Source organism: Pseudoalteromonas sp. Scap06 (assembly GCF_013394165.1).
In the GTDB taxonomy this organism is placed as follows: Bacteria; Pseudomonadota; Gammaproteobacteria; order Enterobacterales; family Alteromonadaceae; genus Pseudoalteromonas.
Genome location: NZ_CP041330.1, coordinates 270,589 through 289,987, shown reverse-complemented (window position 1 = coordinate 289,987; position 19,399 = coordinate 270,589). Strand labels below are relative to the sequence as shown.

The 19,399-nt window shown below is 41.1% G+C and carries 15 protein-coding genes; 5 read left to right on the top strand and 10 right to left on the bottom strand.

Features of this window, described 5'->3' with window-relative positions:
- Positions 1–8 precede the first annotated feature (8 nt).
- Positions 9–2,573, top strand: coding sequence for a diguanylate cyclase domain-containing protein (locus tag FLM47_RS01335; RefSeq protein ID WP_055012279.1), 2,565 nt, complete (start codon positions 9–11; stop codon positions 2,571–2,573).
- Positions 2,574–2,586: 13 nt separating this feature from the next.
- Here the strand turns inward: FLM47_RS01335 and rep are convergent, their stop codons facing one another.
- Positions 2,587–4,605: a DNA helicase Rep gene (rep, locus tag FLM47_RS01330; RefSeq protein ID WP_010390360.1), complete on the bottom strand. Its 2,019-nt coding sequence runs from the start codon at positions 4,603–4,605 to the stop codon at positions 2,587–2,589.
- A gap of 113 nt (positions 4,606–4,718) precedes the next feature.
- Here rep and FLM47_RS01325 point away from each other — a divergent pair, with 113 nt between their 5' ends.
- The gene (locus tag FLM47_RS01325) at positions 4,719–4,982 is read left to right on the top strand and encodes an accessory factor UbiK family protein (protein WP_008112735.1); all 264 of its coding nucleotides are present in this window, start codon (positions 4,719–4,721) and stop codon (positions 4,980–4,982) included.
- 48 nt (positions 4,983–5,030) lie between these two features.
- Here the strand turns inward: FLM47_RS01325 and FLM47_RS01320 are convergent, their stop codons facing one another.
- The 8 genes from FLM47_RS01320 to ilvG all read right to left on the bottom strand — a co-directional run bounded on the left by FLM47_RS01320 (position 5,031) and on the right by ilvG (position 14,188).
- Positions 5,031–5,675: a short chain dehydrogenase gene (locus tag FLM47_RS01320; protein WP_178954680.1), complete on the bottom strand. Its 645-nt coding sequence runs from the start codon at positions 5,673–5,675 to the stop codon at positions 5,031–5,033.
- Position 5,676: 1 nt separating this feature from the next.
- Positions 5,677–6,342: a carbonate dehydratase gene (gene can, locus FLM47_RS01315; RefSeq protein WP_008112739.1), complete on the bottom strand. Its 666-nt coding sequence runs from the start codon at positions 6,340–6,342 to the stop codon at positions 5,677–5,679.
- 10 nt (positions 6,343–6,352) lie between these two features.
- Entirely contained in the window at positions 6,353–7,540 is a 1,188-nt protein-coding gene (locus FLM47_RS01310) for a methyltransferase (RefSeq protein ID WP_178954678.1), read from the bottom strand.
- A 102-nt stretch (positions 7,541–7,642) separates the two neighbouring features.
- Positions 7,643–8,641: an ABC transporter substrate-binding protein gene (locus FLM47_RS01305; RefSeq protein ID WP_178954676.1), complete on the bottom strand. Its 999-nt coding sequence runs from the start codon at positions 8,639–8,641 to the stop codon at positions 7,643–7,645.
- A 144-nt stretch (positions 8,642–8,785) separates the two neighbouring features.
- Positions 8,786–10,339 (bottom strand): threonine ammonia-lyase, biosynthetic, encoded by a 1,554-nt coding sequence (gene ilvA, locus FLM47_RS01300; RefSeq protein ID WP_178954674.1) that lies wholly within the window; start codon positions 10,337–10,339, stop codon positions 8,786–8,788.
- A 2-nt stretch (positions 10,340–10,341) separates the two neighbouring features.
- On the bottom strand, positions 10,342–12,198 hold the full coding sequence (gene ilvD, locus FLM47_RS01295; protein WP_178956826.1) for a dihydroxy-acid dehydratase: 1,857 nt from the start codon (positions 12,196–12,198) through the stop codon (positions 10,342–10,344).
- Positions 12,199–12,299: 101 nt separating this feature from the next.
- Positions 12,300–12,542, bottom strand: coding sequence for an acetolactate synthase 2 small subunit (gene ilvM, locus FLM47_RS01290; protein WP_178954672.1), 243 nt, complete (start codon positions 12,540–12,542; stop codon positions 12,300–12,302).
- Entirely contained in the window at positions 12,539–14,188 is a 1,650-nt protein-coding gene (gene ilvG, locus FLM47_RS01285; protein WP_178954670.1) for an acetolactate synthase 2 catalytic subunit, read from the bottom strand. The genes ilvM and ilvG overlap by 4 nt, the downstream gene beginning before the upstream one ends.
- A 527-nt stretch (positions 14,189–14,715) precedes the next feature.
- Between ilvG and FLM47_RS01280 the strand changes: the two genes are divergently transcribed.
- The 3 genes from FLM47_RS01280 to FLM47_RS01270 all read left to right on the top strand — a co-directional run bounded on the left by FLM47_RS01280 (position 14,716) and on the right by FLM47_RS01270 (position 17,882).
- Entirely contained in the window at positions 14,716–16,389 is a 1,674-nt protein-coding gene (locus FLM47_RS01280; protein ID WP_178954668.1) for a phosphoethanolamine transferase, read from the top strand.
- Entirely contained in the window at positions 16,386–16,757 is a 372-nt protein-coding gene (locus FLM47_RS01275) for a diacylglycerol kinase (protein WP_010390346.1), read from the top strand. Before FLM47_RS01280 ends, FLM47_RS01275 begins: the two co-directional genes overlap by 4 nt.
- Positions 16,758–17,003: 246 nt before the next feature.
- Positions 17,004–17,882, top strand: a complete 879-nt coding sequence (locus tag FLM47_RS01270; RefSeq protein WP_178954667.1) for a TraB/GumN family protein — start codon at positions 17,004–17,006, stop codon at positions 17,880–17,882.
- Positions 17,883–17,888: 6 nt separating this feature from the next.
- Here FLM47_RS01270 and FLM47_RS01265 read toward each other — a convergent pair whose 3' ends face one another.
- Entirely contained in the window at positions 17,889–19,340 is a 1,452-nt protein-coding gene (locus tag FLM47_RS01265; protein ID WP_178954665.1) for an ATP-binding cassette domain-containing protein, read from the bottom strand.
- Positions 19,341–19,399 lie beyond the last annotated feature (59 nt).

The window sequence follows — 19,399 nt, the reverse complement described above, 5'->3', positions numbered from 1 at the left end:
AAACATCATTGGAAGATAAACTTATTGTACCTAATAGCGTAGTGCGTCAAAATAAACGACTAAAAGCACTATTAAAAAAGTACAAACATGCCTACCACCTCCACAATGCCCTGATACAATTATCAGAGCAAGCAAGTACTGTTGCCGAGCTAACCTTACTTTACCCTGCTATTCATGACATTTTACAAAAGTATGTTCCGAGTAAAAGCTTTTATGTGGTGCTGGTTGATCCCCAGTCACAACAGTTAGAATTATCTTATTTTTCTGATGAAAAAGATGGCATTGCAGTACCACTTAATCGAGATAATAATTTTGAAGAAGGCGCAACGGGTTATGTCTTCAAGCAAGGGAAAACCACTTACTTTACCAAACAGCAAATGCATGATGCTGCCCAGCAAGGCTTATTTAAAGCATTGGGTACACCTGCAGAACACTGGGTAGGCGTTCCCGTTTATCAAGAAAGAAACATTATTGGTGTGTTAGCCGCGCAAAGTTACGACACAGAACAAGGTTACAGTTCTCAACAAATAAACCTGCTTGAGGCCATGTCACTCTATTTAGCCACCGCAATTGAACGGGTTAAAAAACGAGAGTTACTCGAATCAGAAGTAAAATTAAGAACCCGAGCATTAACGCAAAGTAATGACGCTTTAAATGTTGAAATACAACAGCGAAAAGGTGCCCTGCAACGCCAGCAAATATTATTCAAAATTTCAGAGCTGACAACCCAAGCCAAAAATTTAGATGATGCTTATTTTCAAATACACGAAATAATAAAAACCATTACTTACGCAAAAAACCTTTATATTGCCTTGTATGATAAAGAATCAGGTTGGATCAGTTTTCCCTACAGTGTCGATGAATTCCAAGGCAGCACTCAACCACGGCGCTTTGCAAAAGGCTACAGTGAACTGGTTATAAGCACCGAAGAAACACAAATAATTCATCCGCAAAGAGCACAAGAGTTATTAAATAGTGGCATTGTAGAGCGTGAAAAACCAATTGATGAATCCAAGAGAGCCACCAGCTGGCTAGGCGCTCCGCTAAAAACTTCGCAAGGCGTTATAGGGTTAATTGTTTGCCAAGCTTATAATAATGAACACCTTTTTACACATGATGATGCAGAGCTAATCACCTTTGTATCGCATCAAATTGCCACGGTATTACAAACAAAATTAGCTTCACAGGCACTAAAAAAGAGCCACCAAGAACTTGCCTCACGAGTTAATGAAAAAACTAAAGAATTGAGCCAAGCAAATTTACATTTGCAAATGCAAATTGATGAACGTAAAAAAATAGAACAACAACTTTATCACGATGCTCACCATGACTCACTAACAGGCTTACCAAATCGGAATTTATTTTTAACTCAACTAGAAAAAACCCTGCAATATTATCAACGCAATCCAAATGAGCACTTTGCTGTATTGTTTATTGACCTTGATAAGTTTAAAGATATCAATGATCAGCTCGGGCATCATGCCGGCGATGAGTTTTTAATTAGTGTTAGTAAATTATTCTCACAATGTATTCGTGAACATGACTTATTAGCGCGTTTAGGCGGAGATGAGTTTGTAGTATTACTGACCCACCTGACTGAGCCAAACCAGGCAGAAGATGTTGCCAATCGCATAATTAAAATTATGCAAAAGCCGTTTTGTACTAAAGGCGTTTGTGTACAAAGTGGTGCCAGTATTGGGATTACCTATTCAAAGCAAAGCTATAAACATACCGATGAAATCATTCGCGACGCCGATGCTGCTATGTATTATGCTAAAAATTCAGGTAAAAACCGCTTTGAGTTATTTCATCCACTGCTCACTGAGCCTATGTTGCAACATGAGTCACAAACATTACATCACCTTGATGTATTGCCTATGACGTTTCGTAGCTCAGATATTATCACCTTGGATGAGCATTATCAGAGTGCATCGTTATTTGAGGCTTTTGGTGAACACCCAGTCCTTGGCTTTACCAGTTTTGATATTTTAAAGAAATTTGCGAATGATAAAGAACAACATACCAAAGTTGAACTACAACTCATCCAACAAGCTTACCAACAAGCACAAAATGCAGAGATAGCCGTTGCGCTATTGCCTTGCTCCAGTTTACTGTTAGAAGAGCATGAATTTTCTTTACTAAAAGCTACACTAAAACAACCGGTAAACAATGAACAGCTTTGCTTGTTGTTTGATGAGCAGGAGCTGCGTTATGCCAGCGCACAGCAATTAGAGAACTTAAAACAGCTTAAAAAACTCGGTCATTCGATTGGCTTAAACAATTTCGCAAAAGACAAATGCGAGCTTAATTTGGTGACTGAAGTAGAGTGTGATTATTTACTCCTTAGCTCCACCTTCAGTAAACGAGTATTACAACAAGAAAGCTACGATTTACAGTTGCAGGGGGTGTTGGCTATTACTAAGCTTAAACAGATAAAAGTGATAGCTAAAGGCCCATCAATATTAAACTTTAGAGCTCTTTTAGATAAACACGGCATAAACCTATTCGTTGCTAAACAGCACCCACTAACCAGCGCTATACCAGCTACACTTAAAAACTCAGAATTAAAATAGCGCTAAACACATCTTATTGTGGCTTTTTCAGCATTGCTCTTAAATTTGCAACCCGAGCTTGGCCTTTTTCCATACGTTCAGCTTGGGTGTTAGGCGCTTTTTTGTTTTCAAAGGCTAAGTCATCTTGCGGTAACTCTTGCACAAATCGACTGAGCTCTGTTTGTGATGTTTCACCAAACTGACGGCGGATTTTAGCATAGGTTAAAGTCAGCTCTTGTTGCGCGCGGGTAATACCTACATAGGCAAGACGGCGCTCTTCATCCACATTATCTTCATCAATGCTTACTTGATGTGGCAACAATCCTTCTTCCATACCGACCATAAATACATAGGGGTACTCGAGTCCTTTTGAGGCATGCAAAGTTAATAATTGCACGGCATCAGCTTCATCTTCTTCTTCGTTTCGCTCTAGCATGTCCCGAAGGGTCAATTTACTAACTACTTCAGCCAGTGTCATTGGCGGATTATCGGCATCGCCTGTTAACATGTCTGTTATCCAGCGATACAGCTCGGACACATTTTTCATCCGCATTTCAGCGGCTTTGGCACTAGGCGATGATTCATACAAGTAAGCTTCGTAATTAATATTACGCACTAAATCCTTCACCGCCTCCAGTGTATCACTGCGCACTGCGTTATCTGAAAGCTCAACCACCCACCGGGCAAACCCAGCTAGTGCATTTAAACCACGTCCTTTTAGTCTGTATCCTAAGTCGTTATCAAAGCAGGTCGCAAATAAGCTTTGGTGTTTTTCATTAGCTAAGGTGCCAAGCTTTTCAAGCGTGACTGTACCAATTTCACGACGTGGGGTATTCACAATTCTTAAAAAAGCATTGTCATCATCTTGATTCACTAAAAGACGTAAGTAAGCCATGATATCTTTAATTTCAGAACGTGAAAAAAACGACATTCCACCACTAATTTTATACGGGATTCGGTTACTCATTAACGACTTTTCAAAGCCCCGCGCTTGATGGTTACCCCGGTACAAAATAGCGTAATCTTTATAGCTGGTGCGTTTCATAAATTTATGAGAAATAATCTCTGCGACCACACGTTCTGATTCATGTTCTTCATCACGACAGCCAATGACTTTAATTTGCTCACCATAGCCCAACTCACTAAAGAGCTTTTTTTCAAACTCATGGGGGTTATTTGCAATTAAGATATTGGCCGCTTTAAGAATGCGCCCAGCACTACGATAGTTCTGTTCTAGTTTTATTAATCGAAGCCCAGGGTAATCTTTACTTAATAACACCAAGTTTTGTGGACGAGCACCACGCCAAGAGTAAATTGACTGATCGTCATCTCCCACCACAGTAAAGCGTGCTCGTTCGCCTACCAGCAATTTCACTAATTGATATTGGCTGGTATTGGTATCTTGATATTCATCCACCAGTAAATAACGAAAACGCTGCTGCCATCGCTCACGTGATGTGGCATTACTACTTAAAAGCAGCGTGGGGATCATAATTAAATCATCAAAATCCAGCGCGTTATACGCTCTTAATTGATTTTGATAACGCGCATACAACTGAGCAAACAATGCCTTTTGCGGCTCTCTGGCTTCGCGAATAGCTTGTTCTGGTAAAATAAGCTCATTCTTCCAACTACCAATTTGCATTTTAAGTAGATTTAGTAAGTCTTTGTCTTTTTTAAGCTCGTCTTCGGTTAAATCACCGAGTAATTGATTCGTATCTTGGTCGTCAAACAACGAAAAACCGGGTTTAAAACCCAGTGTTTTTAACTCTTTTTTAATGATTTCAAGCCCAAGCGTATGAAAGGTAGACACCCATAAACCTTTAGACTCTTGTTTTCCCAAGGTTTGCAAAACCCGCTCGCGCATTTCTTTAGCCGCTTTATTGGTAAAGGTAACCGCCGCAATATTACGCGCTTGATACTCACATTTTTGTACTAAGTAAGCAATTTTGTTGGTGATAACTCGCGTTTTACCCGAGCCTGCGCCGGCTAATACTAAGCAAGGACCACTAATGTACTTTACCGCTTCATCTTGTTTAGGATTGAGTTTCATAACGACCAGCTGATTGCAAAAAGACGGGCAATTTTAACGTAATCACTACAATACGCCTAGCCAATAAGGTAATATTAGTTATTATCATTTTAGGCAACAGGCAAGGGACGACTATGATTAACCCAGCAAAACTTGAAGAAATTGCGAAACAGATCACTAATAACATGCCACAAGGTGTAAAAAACCTGGCTGACACACTTGAAGGTAAAACTAAGCAAGTGTTACAAAATAAGCTTGCCGAAATGGACTTTGTAAGCCGTGAAGAGTTTGATATTCAAAGCCAAGTGCTGATCCGCACACGTGAAAAGCTAACTGAATTAGAAGCAAAAGTGGCAATACTTGAACAGCAATTATCGGCAAAAACAGACGCTGAATAATAAATATAACGCCATAGACGAACCTGCTTTATGGCGCTAATCACTCAGTTATTCAAATAGCTCGTCCAGCACATAATAACCCGTTGCTTGTTGCTGCTCTATGCTTACCCTCAGCAATTTATTAGCTACTTGCTCACCGGTAATGGGTCTATACCGTTTGAGGATACCAAAACGCGTTAGCAGTGGAAGTACCACCTCACCTAGCTTTTCTGCAATTCTAAGCTCTGAACGCTCGCCGACTAATAAAGACGGTTGCAATATACTCAAGCGTGCAAAGCCAAGCTGCTTCACCTGCTGCTCAAGCTCTCCTTTTATTTTTAAATAACGGCTCATACTATGCGCATTTGCGCCACTTGACGATACCAAACAATAATGCGGAACAGCGTTATTGGCCGCCATTTGCGCACAAATAAATTGGTATTCAAAATCAACTTTACGTTGTGCAGCCACACTGCCCGCTTGCTTTAATGTGGTCCCTAAGCAAGAAAAGAATACGTCACCTTTGAACAATTCAACATGATGCGTCAAATTTTCAAAATCAATAACATGGCTAATTAATTTAGGATGAGAAAAATCTAATTGGCGGCGCGATAAACTCACTACCTTTGAATAGCAAGAAGATGCTAACAGCTGTTGTAATAACTGGCTGCCAACTAAGCCGGTACTGCCGATTATTAGCGCCGTTTTGGCCATATTAAAGGTGACTGTCCGCAGATTTATTTAGTACATGGTGTACTGCTTTTTTATAGCTTTCACACTCTTCTTCAGCACAACTAACTACCGATTCTAAGTCATGCAAATGACCATTTTCTAAGCCATATACCCAACCATGCACCGTGAGTTCCTGGCCTCTTAACCATGCATCTTGAACAATGCTAGTGCGAGATACGTTACGCACTTGCTCAATCACATTAAGCTCTATTAAACGATCAAGACGTTGTTTTTCTGGCAGAGCATTAAGTTGCTCTAGGTGTTTTTCTTTTACATCACCAACGTGGCGGAGCCAGTTATCAATAAAGCCAAAGCGGTCCTCGTTTAGTACCGCTTGCACACCACCACAACCGTAGTGGCCAACAACCATAATATGTTTTACTTTTAATACTTCGACCGCGTACTGCATAACCGATAAACAATTATGATCGGTATGTACAACCACGTTGGCAACATTACGGTGCACAAATAACTCACCCGGTAATAAATCAACAATTTGATTAGCTGGCACCCGTGAATCAGAGCAACCTATCCATAAGTATTCTGGGTTTTGTTGCATCGATAAAATTTTGAAAAATTCAGGGTTCGCTTCGCTCGTTCTAGATGCCCAGCGTTTATTATTTTCTAGTAAGTTATTTAAATTTCTCATTACATCTCTTTTAGGTTGAGGGCGTTTTTAAACTGGCTAAAATTAAAATATTACGGGGTGTTAATTGCTTCTCACAAAATGTATTAACACTGACGTCATAGCCTTGCTGCTGCAAATATAAAGCACGATCGAGCACAAGCCAAACTTCTATTGCTCTTCTAAACACATGTCGAACCAGTTCAACTCGCTCTGTTACTTTTTTTCGCGCCTGCCCAATCAATAAAAACTTATTGTAATCAATATCTTTTGGCAGTTTTAAGGCTTTTTTGTCTGCCGCCCAGTTACAAAATGCTGCAAACGAATCTGAAAATATCGCTTTATTCACTGAAGGGACGCTGACATACCCTAACTCACCAGTAAGTGACTTTCTTAAGGCATCAAATCCGAGTCGCCACTCCACTTCTGTTTTTCGCACTTTGCCTACTCGCGAAGGAGCTGTAACAGTTTCTTGCAGGGCGAGCTTTAAATCTCTGTGAGTTAAGTTTAATCGACTTTGCTGAGCATGCTCGCTCATCGCTTGGTAATTATTATCAGTAAATAAATGATAACAACAAGGTGAAAAGCTAATTTGTGGTACTTTTGCTGCACTGGCTTGATGCATAAAAGTTTGGTGTAACGCACCGCAGGCATGCAAAGCGACGGCATGAGTGTGTGGGCTAAAAAAATCCTGAATGCTATCCTTAAGTACATCGGCTTGGCTAAATTGTATTGCAAGTCCCTGCTGCTGTGCACTTTTTTTCCCTTGTTCACACAAATGAGATTGTAGCTCAACGCTGTGTACACTCTGCGCACCATTAAAAGCTAACATTCGCCCTAAATGGCCTTTACCTGCACACCACTCTAATACAGGCTGATTACTAGTGGGCAATGCGCCAACAAAATCTTGTAGCTGAGTAAACTTTCGACCTTTAATACCATTACTGATCCAAAATGGGTACTCCTTCCGAGTGTTGGTAATGGCAGGTAATGAAACTAATCGGCTAAGTTGCTCAACAGCGGGAATATAGGATGAAAAAAACTGATAGAGCTGCTCTTGATCAGAGTCTAATTCAGCAACCGCCTGATCGGATAAAGCGCTCAAAGGAGCATGTAATTCAGGCCAAGGTAAAGCGTCAAAATCAAATGCAGTACACTGCCAATACAAGCGAGTATTCATTAGCAAAGAGTTGAGGGCAGAAAATTGCTCAGTTAAGGTCATAACAGCTTAGGATATAAAAAAGACGCTTAATTATACCAGCACAATAGCACCTAATTAAGCGGTTATTTTTTTAACCTCGCAGAGCAAGGGAATTGCTTAACCTTATACCCGCTTTTGTTTAGCCGATTTAAGTATTAAACGTAAATACAGAGGGATAGAAATAATGCTTATTATAATAGCCGCAATTAGCATCCAAGAAAGCTGCAGTGTTTCTTGCTTTTTATATTTATAAATAAAATCAGCTTTTACTTCATCAAACTTTGTTTGATCAATCTCATATAAGTCAGCAATTAAACGCCATTTAGCCATCGACATATTACCCACAGTAGTACTCGGTGGAGCAATATAGTCTTTAAGTACCTCAGCCTCATATGCCAGTTGATGAAAACTGCGATCAGGCGCATAAAACTGTTGGGTTATGGCAATGGCTTCATCCATATTCATTACCGCGTAGCGCCACCCTTTTAAACTTGCTTGATAAAACTTTTCTACCGTATCGGGGTGATACTTAACCATACTATCGCTGGTAAATAAAATATCCGCGTATACATCCATCCCATAACGTTGTGGACATATAAGTCTATGAGCAACCCCTTGCTGATCCATATGATAAGGTAGGTCGGTAACATACACTTCTATGGCATCTAATTTATTTTCCATCCATGCTTGTTGCAATTCATCGCCTTTGTAAACAGCCAGTTTTTCGGTATCAGTACCACTGCGCTTAAGCATAGTTAGTAACTCAGAATTACTCTCTTTGCTGACTTCACTTACACGCTTGTTAATAAAATCACGAGCATGAAAAATATCTGAAGTTTCTTTTACCATCCAACAGTAAGGAGAAAACTGTAATATGGCAGCCATGGCTACAAAGGGTTCACCGGCAATACGGCGTTCTAATATACCTGAATGTGCTACACCAAATTGCGCCTCTCCTCGCTCTACCGCACCAAAACTATTTGGCCGTTTTGGATCGGCAGGAACTATATTGACGTCTAAACCGGCCTCATTATAAAAGCCTTTTTGTTTGGCCATGTAATAGCCAGCAAATTGAAATTGGTGCGTCCACTTTAATTGTAACGTGACTGATTCCTGCGCCATTAACTGGCTACAAAAAAAGCAGATGCTAATTATTATTCCTTTAAGTAGCAAAGCAGGCTTCCATAAACATGATAATTAATTATAACTATATGTAAAACAGCTAATAAAGCAAGCATCGGGATAAGATGCTTGCTTAGGATAGAGTTAGGCTAGAGCGATTTTTTCAAGCTTTTCTGCTTGAGGTTGGGTAGTTAAAAACTGAGTAAAACAGGGATTATCGGTTTCGTCTTGGACACTGTAACCTAGCCGATTTAAGTGCTCATTAAACATCTCATATTGGCTTGGTTCAATAGCAAAGCCTGCTAATACATTCCCCATTGACCCGCCATGATTGCGGTAGTGAAATAAAGTGATATTCCAGTTACTACCCAGCGTATCTAAAAAGCGCGCCAATGCGCCTGGATACTCTGGAAACTCAAACCTTAGTAAGCGTTCATGTAACTGCTCTGGCGCTTTACCGCCAACCATATAGCGTACATGCAGCTTTGCTAATTCGTTATCTGACAAATCGCAAAAGGTATATTTGTTATCTGTTAGACTTTGTTTAAGCTCTTCAAGTTCTGCTAACCCTTGACGTAGCGCAATACCAACAAAAATTTGCGCCTCGCCAGGCCCCGCATAACGATAGTTAAACTCAGTAATGGCACGCCCACCTAAAGATGTACAAAACTGCTTAAAACTACCGCGCTTTTCATCAATGGTCACGGCTAATAAAGCTTCGTTTTTCTCACCCAGCGCAGTGCGCTCAGCCACATAACGTAAGCGATCAAAGTTTAAATTAGCACCAGACAAAATAGCGGCTAAATTTAACCCCTTTAAACCCGACTGCTGAGACCATTTTTTAAGCCCTGCAGTTGCAAGCGCTCCTGAAGGCTCAGCTATAGCACGGGTTGATACAAAAATATCTTGCATGGCTGCACATATTTCATCGTCTGATACGGTAACTACTTCATCACAAAACTTTTGTGCCAGTCTGAATGTTTCGCTACCAATTATTTTAACGGCAACACCATCGGCAAAACTGCCAACGCGATCGAGTTCTACCGGCTCGCCTGCTACTAAAGCAGCTTTTAAGCAGGCGCTTTCATTCGCCTCAACCCCTATCACTTTGATATCGGGGCGCAGCGACTTAATATATACCGCCATACCTGCCAGCAAGCCGCCGCCGCCAACAGGAATAAATACCACATCTAAATCGTTGAGCTGTTGCATTAATTCACGGGCAACCGTACCTTGACCAACAATCACATCAGGGTCATCAAATGGCGGTACAAATACGCCGTTTCGCTGCTCAGTTAATTCCAGCGCATACGCTTTTGCGGCATCAAATTGATGGCCATGCAATACGACTTCACCACCCAATGCCCTTACCGCATTAACCTTTATTTCAGGTGTGGTCACGGGCATCACAATGGTGGCTTTGTGCCCTAAGTGTGAGGCACTTAGTGCCACACCCTGGGCATGGTTACCTGCGGATGCGGTGATCACAACCGAGCCTTTAGGCAGCTTATTTAATTTATTAAAAGCACCGCGTAATTTAAACGAGTACACGGGTTGCTGGTCTTCACGTTTTAACCAAACATGATTACCTAATCGTGTACTCAATTCGGCCATTTCACTTACCTCAGTCACCTTGGCTAAAGGCTCCATATTGGCTTGGATAATCGCGCGAAAATAATCGAGTTCTTGAGAAACCATACCTAGCTAAGCTCCTCCAGTTTGGCTAAATCGCGAACTGCACCTTTATCTGCGCTGGTTGCAAGTAGCGCATACGCTTTAAGCGCAGATGATACATAACGATCACGATTAAGCGGTTTATACGCTTGTTTACCACGAGCCAGTTGTTTTTGCTTGCGAGCTTCAAGCTCTTCATCGCTTAACGCCAGCGTAATTTCTCGGGTGGCAATATCGATGATAATTTTATCGCCGTTTTCAACATAAGCAATTGCGCCACCGCTGGCAGCTTCCGGCGATACGTGGCCAATCGATAGACCTGACGTGCCACCTGAAAAACGCCCATCAGTAATTAATGCACATTGCTCTGCCAAGCCTTTTGATTTTAAATAGCTAGTTGGGTATAGCATTTCTTGCATACCAGGGCCGCCTTTAGGCCCTTCATAGCGAATAACCACCACGTCGCCGGCTTTTACTTCGCCATTTAAAATCCCTTCTACAGAGTCATCTTGTGATTCGTATACCACAGCAGTACCTTCAAAATGCAGCATTTCATCAACAACACCCGCACTTTTAACGATACAGCCATCTATTGCTAAATTACCTGAAAGCACGGCAAGGCCACCATCTTGGCGAAATGCATGTTCTACACTACGAATACAACCGTTTTCACGGTCGTTATCACCCTCATCCCAACGACAATCTTGGCTCATTGCTTTGGTGGTACGAATACCTGCAGGGCCAGCACGATAAAACTTTTGCGCAGCTTCGTTATTCGGATCGGTTGCATCCCACTTTTTAACCAGTTCACCCATTGTCATACCAGCAACATGGTTAACCGATAAATCAACTAACCCAGCCTTTCCAAGCTCGTGAACTATCGCCATCATGCCACCAGCACGGTGTACGTCTTCAATGTGGTATTGCGCTGTAGCTGGAGCAACTTTACATAAAAACGGGGTTTTACGTGAAAGTTCATCAATGTGTGACATATCAAAATCAACGCCGGCTTCTTGTGCCGCCGCGAGTAAATGCAATACCGTATTTGATGAACCGCCCATAGCAATATCAACCACCATAGAGTTCATAAATGCGGTTTTATTAGCGATAGCACGAGGCAGTACGTCTTGGTTATCTTTTTGATAGTACTCACGGCATAAATCAACGATACGTGCACCCGCTTCAACATACAGTTGTTTACGGTCTTTATGGGTCGCAAGCGTGGTCCCATTACCAGGCAGCGCAAGGCCAATTGCTTCTAGTAAACAGTTCATAGAGTTGGCGGTAAACATCCCTGAACACGACCCACAAGTAGGACATGCAGAACGCTCAACTTGCTCAGAGTCGGCATCACTTACCGATTCATCAGCGCCTTTAACCATAGCATCAACCAAATCGAGCTTAATATCGATATTCGCTAATTTGGTTTTACCTGCTTCCATTGGGCCGCCTGATACAAAAATAACGGGTATATTTAAACGCAGCGCCGCTAACATCATTCCAGGGGTGATTTTGTCGCAGTTAGAAATACAAATCATCGCATCGGCACAATGGCCGTTCACCATATACTCTACTGAGTCGGCAATTAAATCGCGCGATGGCAGTGAATAAAGCATACCGCCGTGACCCATGGCAATACCGTCATCGATAGCAATGGTATTAAATTCTTTTGGTACACCACCGGCCTGAGTAATGGTTTCAGCCATCAGTTCACTAAGCTGATTAAGATGTACGTGCCCCGGTACAAATTGCGTAAATGAGTTCACAACAGCAATAATTGGCTTACCAAAGTCGGTATCAGTCATGCCTGTTGCACGCCATAATGCTCTTGCGCCTGCGCGTTTACGCCCTTCAGTGGTGGTTGCACTTCTTAATTTAGCCATAGTTACCTCAGTGTTTGCCGCAATTAATGCGGGCATTCCTCATTCTAAAAATTGATGAATAACCAAATAATCGGTTATTCGTAAAATTCGTTAAATTTATTTTATACAGCCTGTTGCTGTAAGCTTTGTAGCGTCACATGTTTCACATCAACCAATTTATTTAACTGGCTAGTAAGCAAGTAAATTGGTTTATCACTATCAACCGTTATTGCCATATTATATTGACCATCGTCCATATTGAGCTGTAAGTGAGTCAAGTCAAAACCACGATGACGCACCACACGTAAAAAGCGCTCGATTGCGACACTTTGACTTTTTAAGGCAATAGTTAAACTGTGTTTCATTGTGCTTTCTCCGTCATCATTTCATCGTTAGCAGCCCCAGGTGGAACAAGTGGCCATACGTTTTCTTTATCATCGATACAAGCATGAACAATATAAGGTCCATCGCTATTTAATAAAGCAGTGATTGCATCATCCACTTGGTTGGCATGGGTAATTGTTTGCCCAGGAATGCCAAACACAGCAGCAAGTTGTACAAAGTCAGGGTTGTCTGACAGGTTAGTTTCGCTGTAACGCCCTTCAAAAAATAGTTCTTGCCATTGGCGCACCATGCCCAAGCGCTGGTTATCAAGTATCAGTATTTTTACTGGTAAATTATTACGACGTATAGTGGCAAGCTCTTGAATATTCATCATGATTGAACCATCACCTGAAACGGTGATCACAAAGTCACCTTTACGCGCTATCTGTGCACCTATAGCCGCGGGTAAACCAAATCCCATAGTGCCTGCACCACCACTGCTCAAATGGTTGCAAGGGTGGCTAAACTTCATGTGCTGAGCTACCCACATTTGGTGCTGGCCTACATCACAACACACCACACTAGTGCTTGGCATACGCTGGCTAAGTTGATTAAGTAAGTAAGGAGCAAATACTTTTTCACCAGGGTAGTCGTAGCGCCACGCGTGTTTGACCTTCATTTGTTTACTATGATCGCACCACGCTTTTGGTGTAACCACGCACTCAAGTGCAGGGAGAGAAGTTTTTAAATCAGCAATTAATGACGCTTTTACAGGTTTACGTTTTCCGACCTCGGCTGCATCTATGTCTAAATGAATTACGTTTGCTTTTGCAGCAAACTTAGCTAAATTGCCCGTTACACGGTCATCAAAGCGTGCGCCAATACACACTAATACATCACATTCTTGCACCGCTAAATTAGCCGCTTGACCGCCATGCATACCTAGCATGCCTAAATCATATTCGTAATCAGGTAATACACTGCCCAATGCTTTAAGGGTTGAAACCGCTGGCATTTGCGTTTTATTTAAAAATTGCATTAACTGCGCTTGCGCATCAGCGGCATGGACCCCGCCACCAACATAGGCAACAGGCTGTTTGGCTTCACTGAGTAGTTGGTTAGCAATAGCGACTTGATTTAGATCTAGTTGAGGCAAATATTCATCTACCGCTAACCAAGGTTTAAAAGGTACTTGCGCCATTTGAATGTCTTTGGGGATATCAACCAAAACAGGGCCTGGTCGACCGCTTTGTGCTAAATGCATCGCCTCTTGTAATATTTCGGCTAAATCTTCTGCTCGCTCAACCATATAACTGTGTTTTGTACATGAAAGCGACATACCCAACACGTCTATTTCTTGAAAGGCGTCAGAACCAATAGCTGCGGTTGGTACTTGCCCGGTGATGGCAAGTAAAGGCACTGAGTCCATCATGGCATCAGCCAATGCGGTAATTAAGTTAGTAGCACCCGGGCCTGATGTTGCTAAACATACACCTAAGCGGCCAGTACTGCGTGCATAACCTACAGCTGCAAACCCTGCGCCTTGTTCATGGCGAGTGAGGTAATGTTTTACAGGCGCACCATACAAGGCATCGTAGATGGGCATAATAGCACCACCTGGGTAGCCAAATACTTCATCTACGCCGTGCTTGGCGAGTAAATCAATTGTTAGTTCTGCGCCTGTCATTAGTAAATCCTCATTCCTGTGTGACAACCCGTTAAAATTTAATCTTAAAACTAAAAAGCCCCCCGGACGGTTAAGTGCGGAGGGCTTTTCAATGCTTAGTTTTTTAAAGCACTACGAAGCCCTCGCGGGAATAATCACCACGATAATAATCAGGACTAGGTTAAGTGCATTGTTAAGCATAAAATTTAATACCATTTAATTTCTGTAATTACGAAACTCTTGTTTCGCTGTCTTTTTATATTAGTACCGCGCTCAGGGCGCTAAGTCAACATCAAATTCAATCCAAAATAATTATAAAAATACGCAGGCCTAGGTTTTAAAATTCAAACAACCTAAACAAAGTGAATTTTTTATCCCTTCATTTCAACTCAGGAAATTCACTATTCTTATAACGGTGAATTATGGTTTGATTAATTTTTAGCAAACCGCTGTATTTTATAGCTCACAAAATAAAATAAATTGACTTCTTAAGTGTTTCTTAAGTGTGACGACCTAGCATAACAACGTTCACTAAAAAGAGATGTGTTATGAATTCAATTTTCAAACTCAGTAAGCAATCGCAAGCAAACACCAAAAAGCGCTTTTACTTTAACTGCAGCGCTAATGCATTTGTTATTTTAATGGCATGCTATTATGGCTTAATCATTAATATTCCATTTATGCATGGTGCGTTTAGCGCTATTACTTCGCTGCACACATTTTCGTGGTTATTTCTATTCTCTGTACCGCTACTACTTGTGTGTTTATTAGTTATATTTTTTTCTTTGGTGTCTGTTCGAGGGCTATTAAAACCCATCAACTACTTACTACTCGTGCTCTCAAGTGCCGCACTTTACAGCTCATTAAACTATGGAGTGGTATTTGATTACTCAATGATACAAAACGCAGCAGAGACGGACTCTAGTGAAGCGTTAAGCTATTTAAACTTGCAACTTGTTGGCTTTTTACTGCTTTTTGGCGCATTACCTGCCTTTGTTTTGAGTCGTATAAACGTAAACTGTGCCCGCCCACACAAAGAGATACTCAGTCGTATTAAACTGTTACTAGCATGCGGTGCTTTGATTGCTTTAGTGGTAGTAAACTTTTACGCCGATTACGCGGCAACAGGTCGAAATAACCGTATATTGAAAAAAGAAATCATTCCATTTCAATACCTTTCTAGTGGCTATAAGTATGCACGTGACCAGTTGCTTTACAGCGATATTAAATTTAAAAATATTGATACCACACCAACTTTAGCATCGCCAAGTACAACACGAGTTACTGTCATAGTAGTAGGTGAAACCGCACGAGCTGAAAGCTTTTCCTACCAAGGCTATGAGCGCAATACCAACCAATACACACAAAAACATAATGTCACTTATTTCGATAATGTATCGTCGTGTGGCACGGCCACGGCAGTGTCAGTACCGTGTATGTTTTCACTGCAAACTCATGCCAATTTTTCTCGTTTAGACAGTGATAATCAGCAAAACGTGATTGATTTGATACAGCAAGCAGGCGCAGATGTCTTATGGGTTGATAATAACAGTGGCTGTAAAAACGTCTGCTCGCGCGTACCTACCATTAATATTGATAGCAAAGCATCCGGACTATGTGATGGTAAATACTGTTTTGATGAAGCGTTGCTAGCCCCACTAAAGCACAAGCTTGCTAACTTGAGTCAGGCTAATACGCTTATAGTGCTGCATATGATGGGTTCACATGGCCCTACTTACTTTAAGCGCTACCCTGAAAAGTTTAAACAGTTTAGTCCAACCTGCGACCGCAGCGATATTCAGAACTGTAACGCTGAAGAACTGGTTAACACCTACGACAATACAATTGCTTATAGTGATTTTATCAACGCTCAAGTTATTGAACAGTTAAAGGCACTACCGGCCAATATTGATAAGCAATTACTGTATGTGTCGGACCATGGCGAGTCGCTCGGTGAAAATGGTGCGTACTTACATGGCTTTCCCTATGCATTTGCACCAACAGCTCAAACCCATGTGCCTCTTTACATCTGGGCTGATGAGCATAATCAGCGCATTACAGCCAAGTGTCTCAACAATTTAAATAGCACTTTAGCGCAATCACACGATGCTATTTTTCATACCCTTTTAAACTTAACCGGTGTTGCGAGTAAAACCTACCAAACCTCTGAAGATTTACTCGCGTCATGTCAAACGATTAACCATAGCGAAGCTAAAATATGAATAATAAAACCGTTATAAAACGCCAAGGCCTAATGCGCCTAATTTTTACCTTAAGCCATACATTTAATGGTCTAAAATGGATGAGCCGATTTGAGGCTGCTTTTCAGCAAGAGTTGGTTTTATTTAGTTTGCTAGGCGTATTTGCCTGCTTGCAAGAAATTACCTTAAGTAGCAAATTAATATTGATTGCCAGCTTATTGTTTGTGTTATTTGCTGAGTTGGTCAATACCGCAGTCGAAGTGGTGGTTGATCGCATCGGTAGCGAATATCATGAACTATCAGGCCTAGCTAAAGACATCGCTTCTGCCAGTGTCTTTATCGCCATGCTCATCACCGTTCTGCTTTGGTGGTCTGTTTTATGGGCTTAATTAGCCAAGGTAAAAAAAGCATTAGTGCTGCTGTAGGTCATGGTGGTGTTTTTTCTCAGTCTATGAAGCTTTTCACGAATCGCCTTGAGTTCATAACAAAGTGAACGCGTTTTGACTAATTTTGGCAACATGGCCTACAGCAATAATTGGTATCAATAGCGCTTTTTAATCTGGCATTTTTACGTTACCTATAAAGTAAACTAAGTTAGTATTTATAAAACAACTTTAACTTGGTTAGGATTCTTTATGAAAGTGTCATTGCGTATCAGTCATATATTGATGGCGTTCGTTTTTTTAGCATTTAGTGTGAATGGCTATGCAGCTCCAGCTCTATTCAAAATAGAAAAACAAGGCGCTAGTTCATATTTATTTGGCACCGTGCATGTAGGTGATGCCAGCATGAAAGGGCTACCACAAAAAGTGACTAACGCACTAGGTAACAGCAAGCAAGTGGTTGTTGAAGTGGATATTAGTAAGCTATCACCTTTACAAATGCAGCAACGCTCTATGCCGTATATGCTGCTTAATAACGGGCGTACACTACAGAGTGAGCTGTCGACAGAAAATTATCAACTCCTGAAAGACTACTTTGCAAAAAAGTCGATTGATATTGCCATGTTCAACAGCTTTAAACCTTGGGCTGTCATGTTAACCATGATGCAAATTGAGTTTCAAAACGCAGGATATTCAGATAAAAATGGCATTGATAAGCAAATATTAGATTATGCCCAACAGCATAATATTAAAATTGCGGAGCTTGAAACCATAGAGCAGCAGCTACAAATGTTTAATGGTTTAGAGTCATTAAGCAACGCTATGATGGCAGAAACCTTTGAACAACTCAGTGATATTAATACCTACTTTATTTCTCTAGTAAATGCATGGAAGCAGGGCGATATGAAAACCCTAACCAGCTACTACCACACCAGTTTTGATAACAGCCAATACGGCCAACAAAGCGAACAAGTGATGCTAATTGAGCGTAATAATAATTGGGTCACTCAGCTCACCCCAAAACTTGAACAAGGCAATATTTTTATAGCTGTAGGTGCTCTGCATTTAGTTGAGCAACATGGCTTAATTAAACAACTGCGTGACCAAGGATTCACAGTGACTCAGTTATAAACAAGCTTATATAATCGACTCATTATGAGCCGCCTGCTGCTCATAATGAGTTGGTTTAAAGTCTTCCATTTTTAGGGTGTGTTCAACCCCTTTAATGGCATCTGCTGCATGATGGTTTACATAAATAACAGTACTCGTTTTTGCCGCACACACCTTTTCTATAAGCAGTAAAACGCGTTGACGATTTGCCTCGTCAAGCCCTAAACATGGCTCATCCAAAATAACTAATGCGGGGTGTTTAACCATTGCGCGTACAATCAGTAATAAGCGCTGATCGCAATACGATAGTTGAGTAAAAGTGCAATTTGCTTTATCGCTTAGGCCAATTAATGCCAGCCACTGTTTCGCTAACCGCATTTGTAACTCGCTGGCTTGTTGATATAAACCAATACTATCGAAAAACCCAGAGATAACAGTATTGAGCGCCGAAATACTCACTCTATACTGTAAATGCAAGGTATTAGAGATATAACCAATATGCTGTTTTATATCCCAAATACTCTCTCCTGTGCCACGCTTAAAACCAAACACCTCAATCTCATTGTTATAACACTGAGGGTTATCACCGGTGATTAAATTTAATAAACAGGTTTTTCCTGAGCCATTCTTGCCGGTAAGTTGCCAATGTTGGTGTTGCTTAATCGTCCAGTTTAAGTTTTCAAAAATAGTCTGTTCACCATAACGTACATGCGTATCAGTAAGCTTAACGAGTGGCGCGTTTACATTTGAAATAAAAGTAGGCTCGGGTGAATCTGGAATAGTTATAGATGTATGTTCTAAATGCAGTAACTTAAATAAATCGGCTCGTTTTGCTGCGCACGGTTTTGCTAAGCTATGTTGTAAAAGACCCTTGCTCACATAAGCAAAGTGATCAACAAACGCAGGAATTTCATCAACACGGTTTAGTACAAACACAAAGCAAGTGTGCGTACTCAGTTGCTTTAATAGGCGGTTTAACTGCCTAGCCGATTCAGTGTCTAAGCCATCAAATGGTTCATCAAGCACAACTAAATCACTATTAGCAGACAGTGCTTTAATCAATAATAATTTACGTGTTTCACCGGTCGATAAATCAGTAAAATTACGATTAAGTAAGGCATCAAAATTAAGAGCAGTAATTAGCTGTTGACATAAATCGCGATTAATTTCAGGCGCAGAAAAGAGTATGTCGGTTACTTTTTGTGGTTTATCACTTTTGCGATTAGCGCTTAATAACTGCTTTTGTAAATCACTTGAAACTAACTGTAGATTATTAAAAGTACTATGGCGTTGCCCACTTTGTTGCTTGGCTTCACCAATAAGCGTAGCCCCAAGCGCAGATTTACCGGCGCCATTGCCGCCAAGCAATACCCAGTGTTCCCCCTGTTTTACTTGCCAAGTTAAATCCTTAATATAATAGCGATTACTGCCACCGGTGGATAAATAACCATTAAATTGCTGAAGTAAAATTGAGCGCACACTAGATCCCAAAATAAGGCTTAAAAATTCAAATTAACGTACAAAATAACAATTAGGCA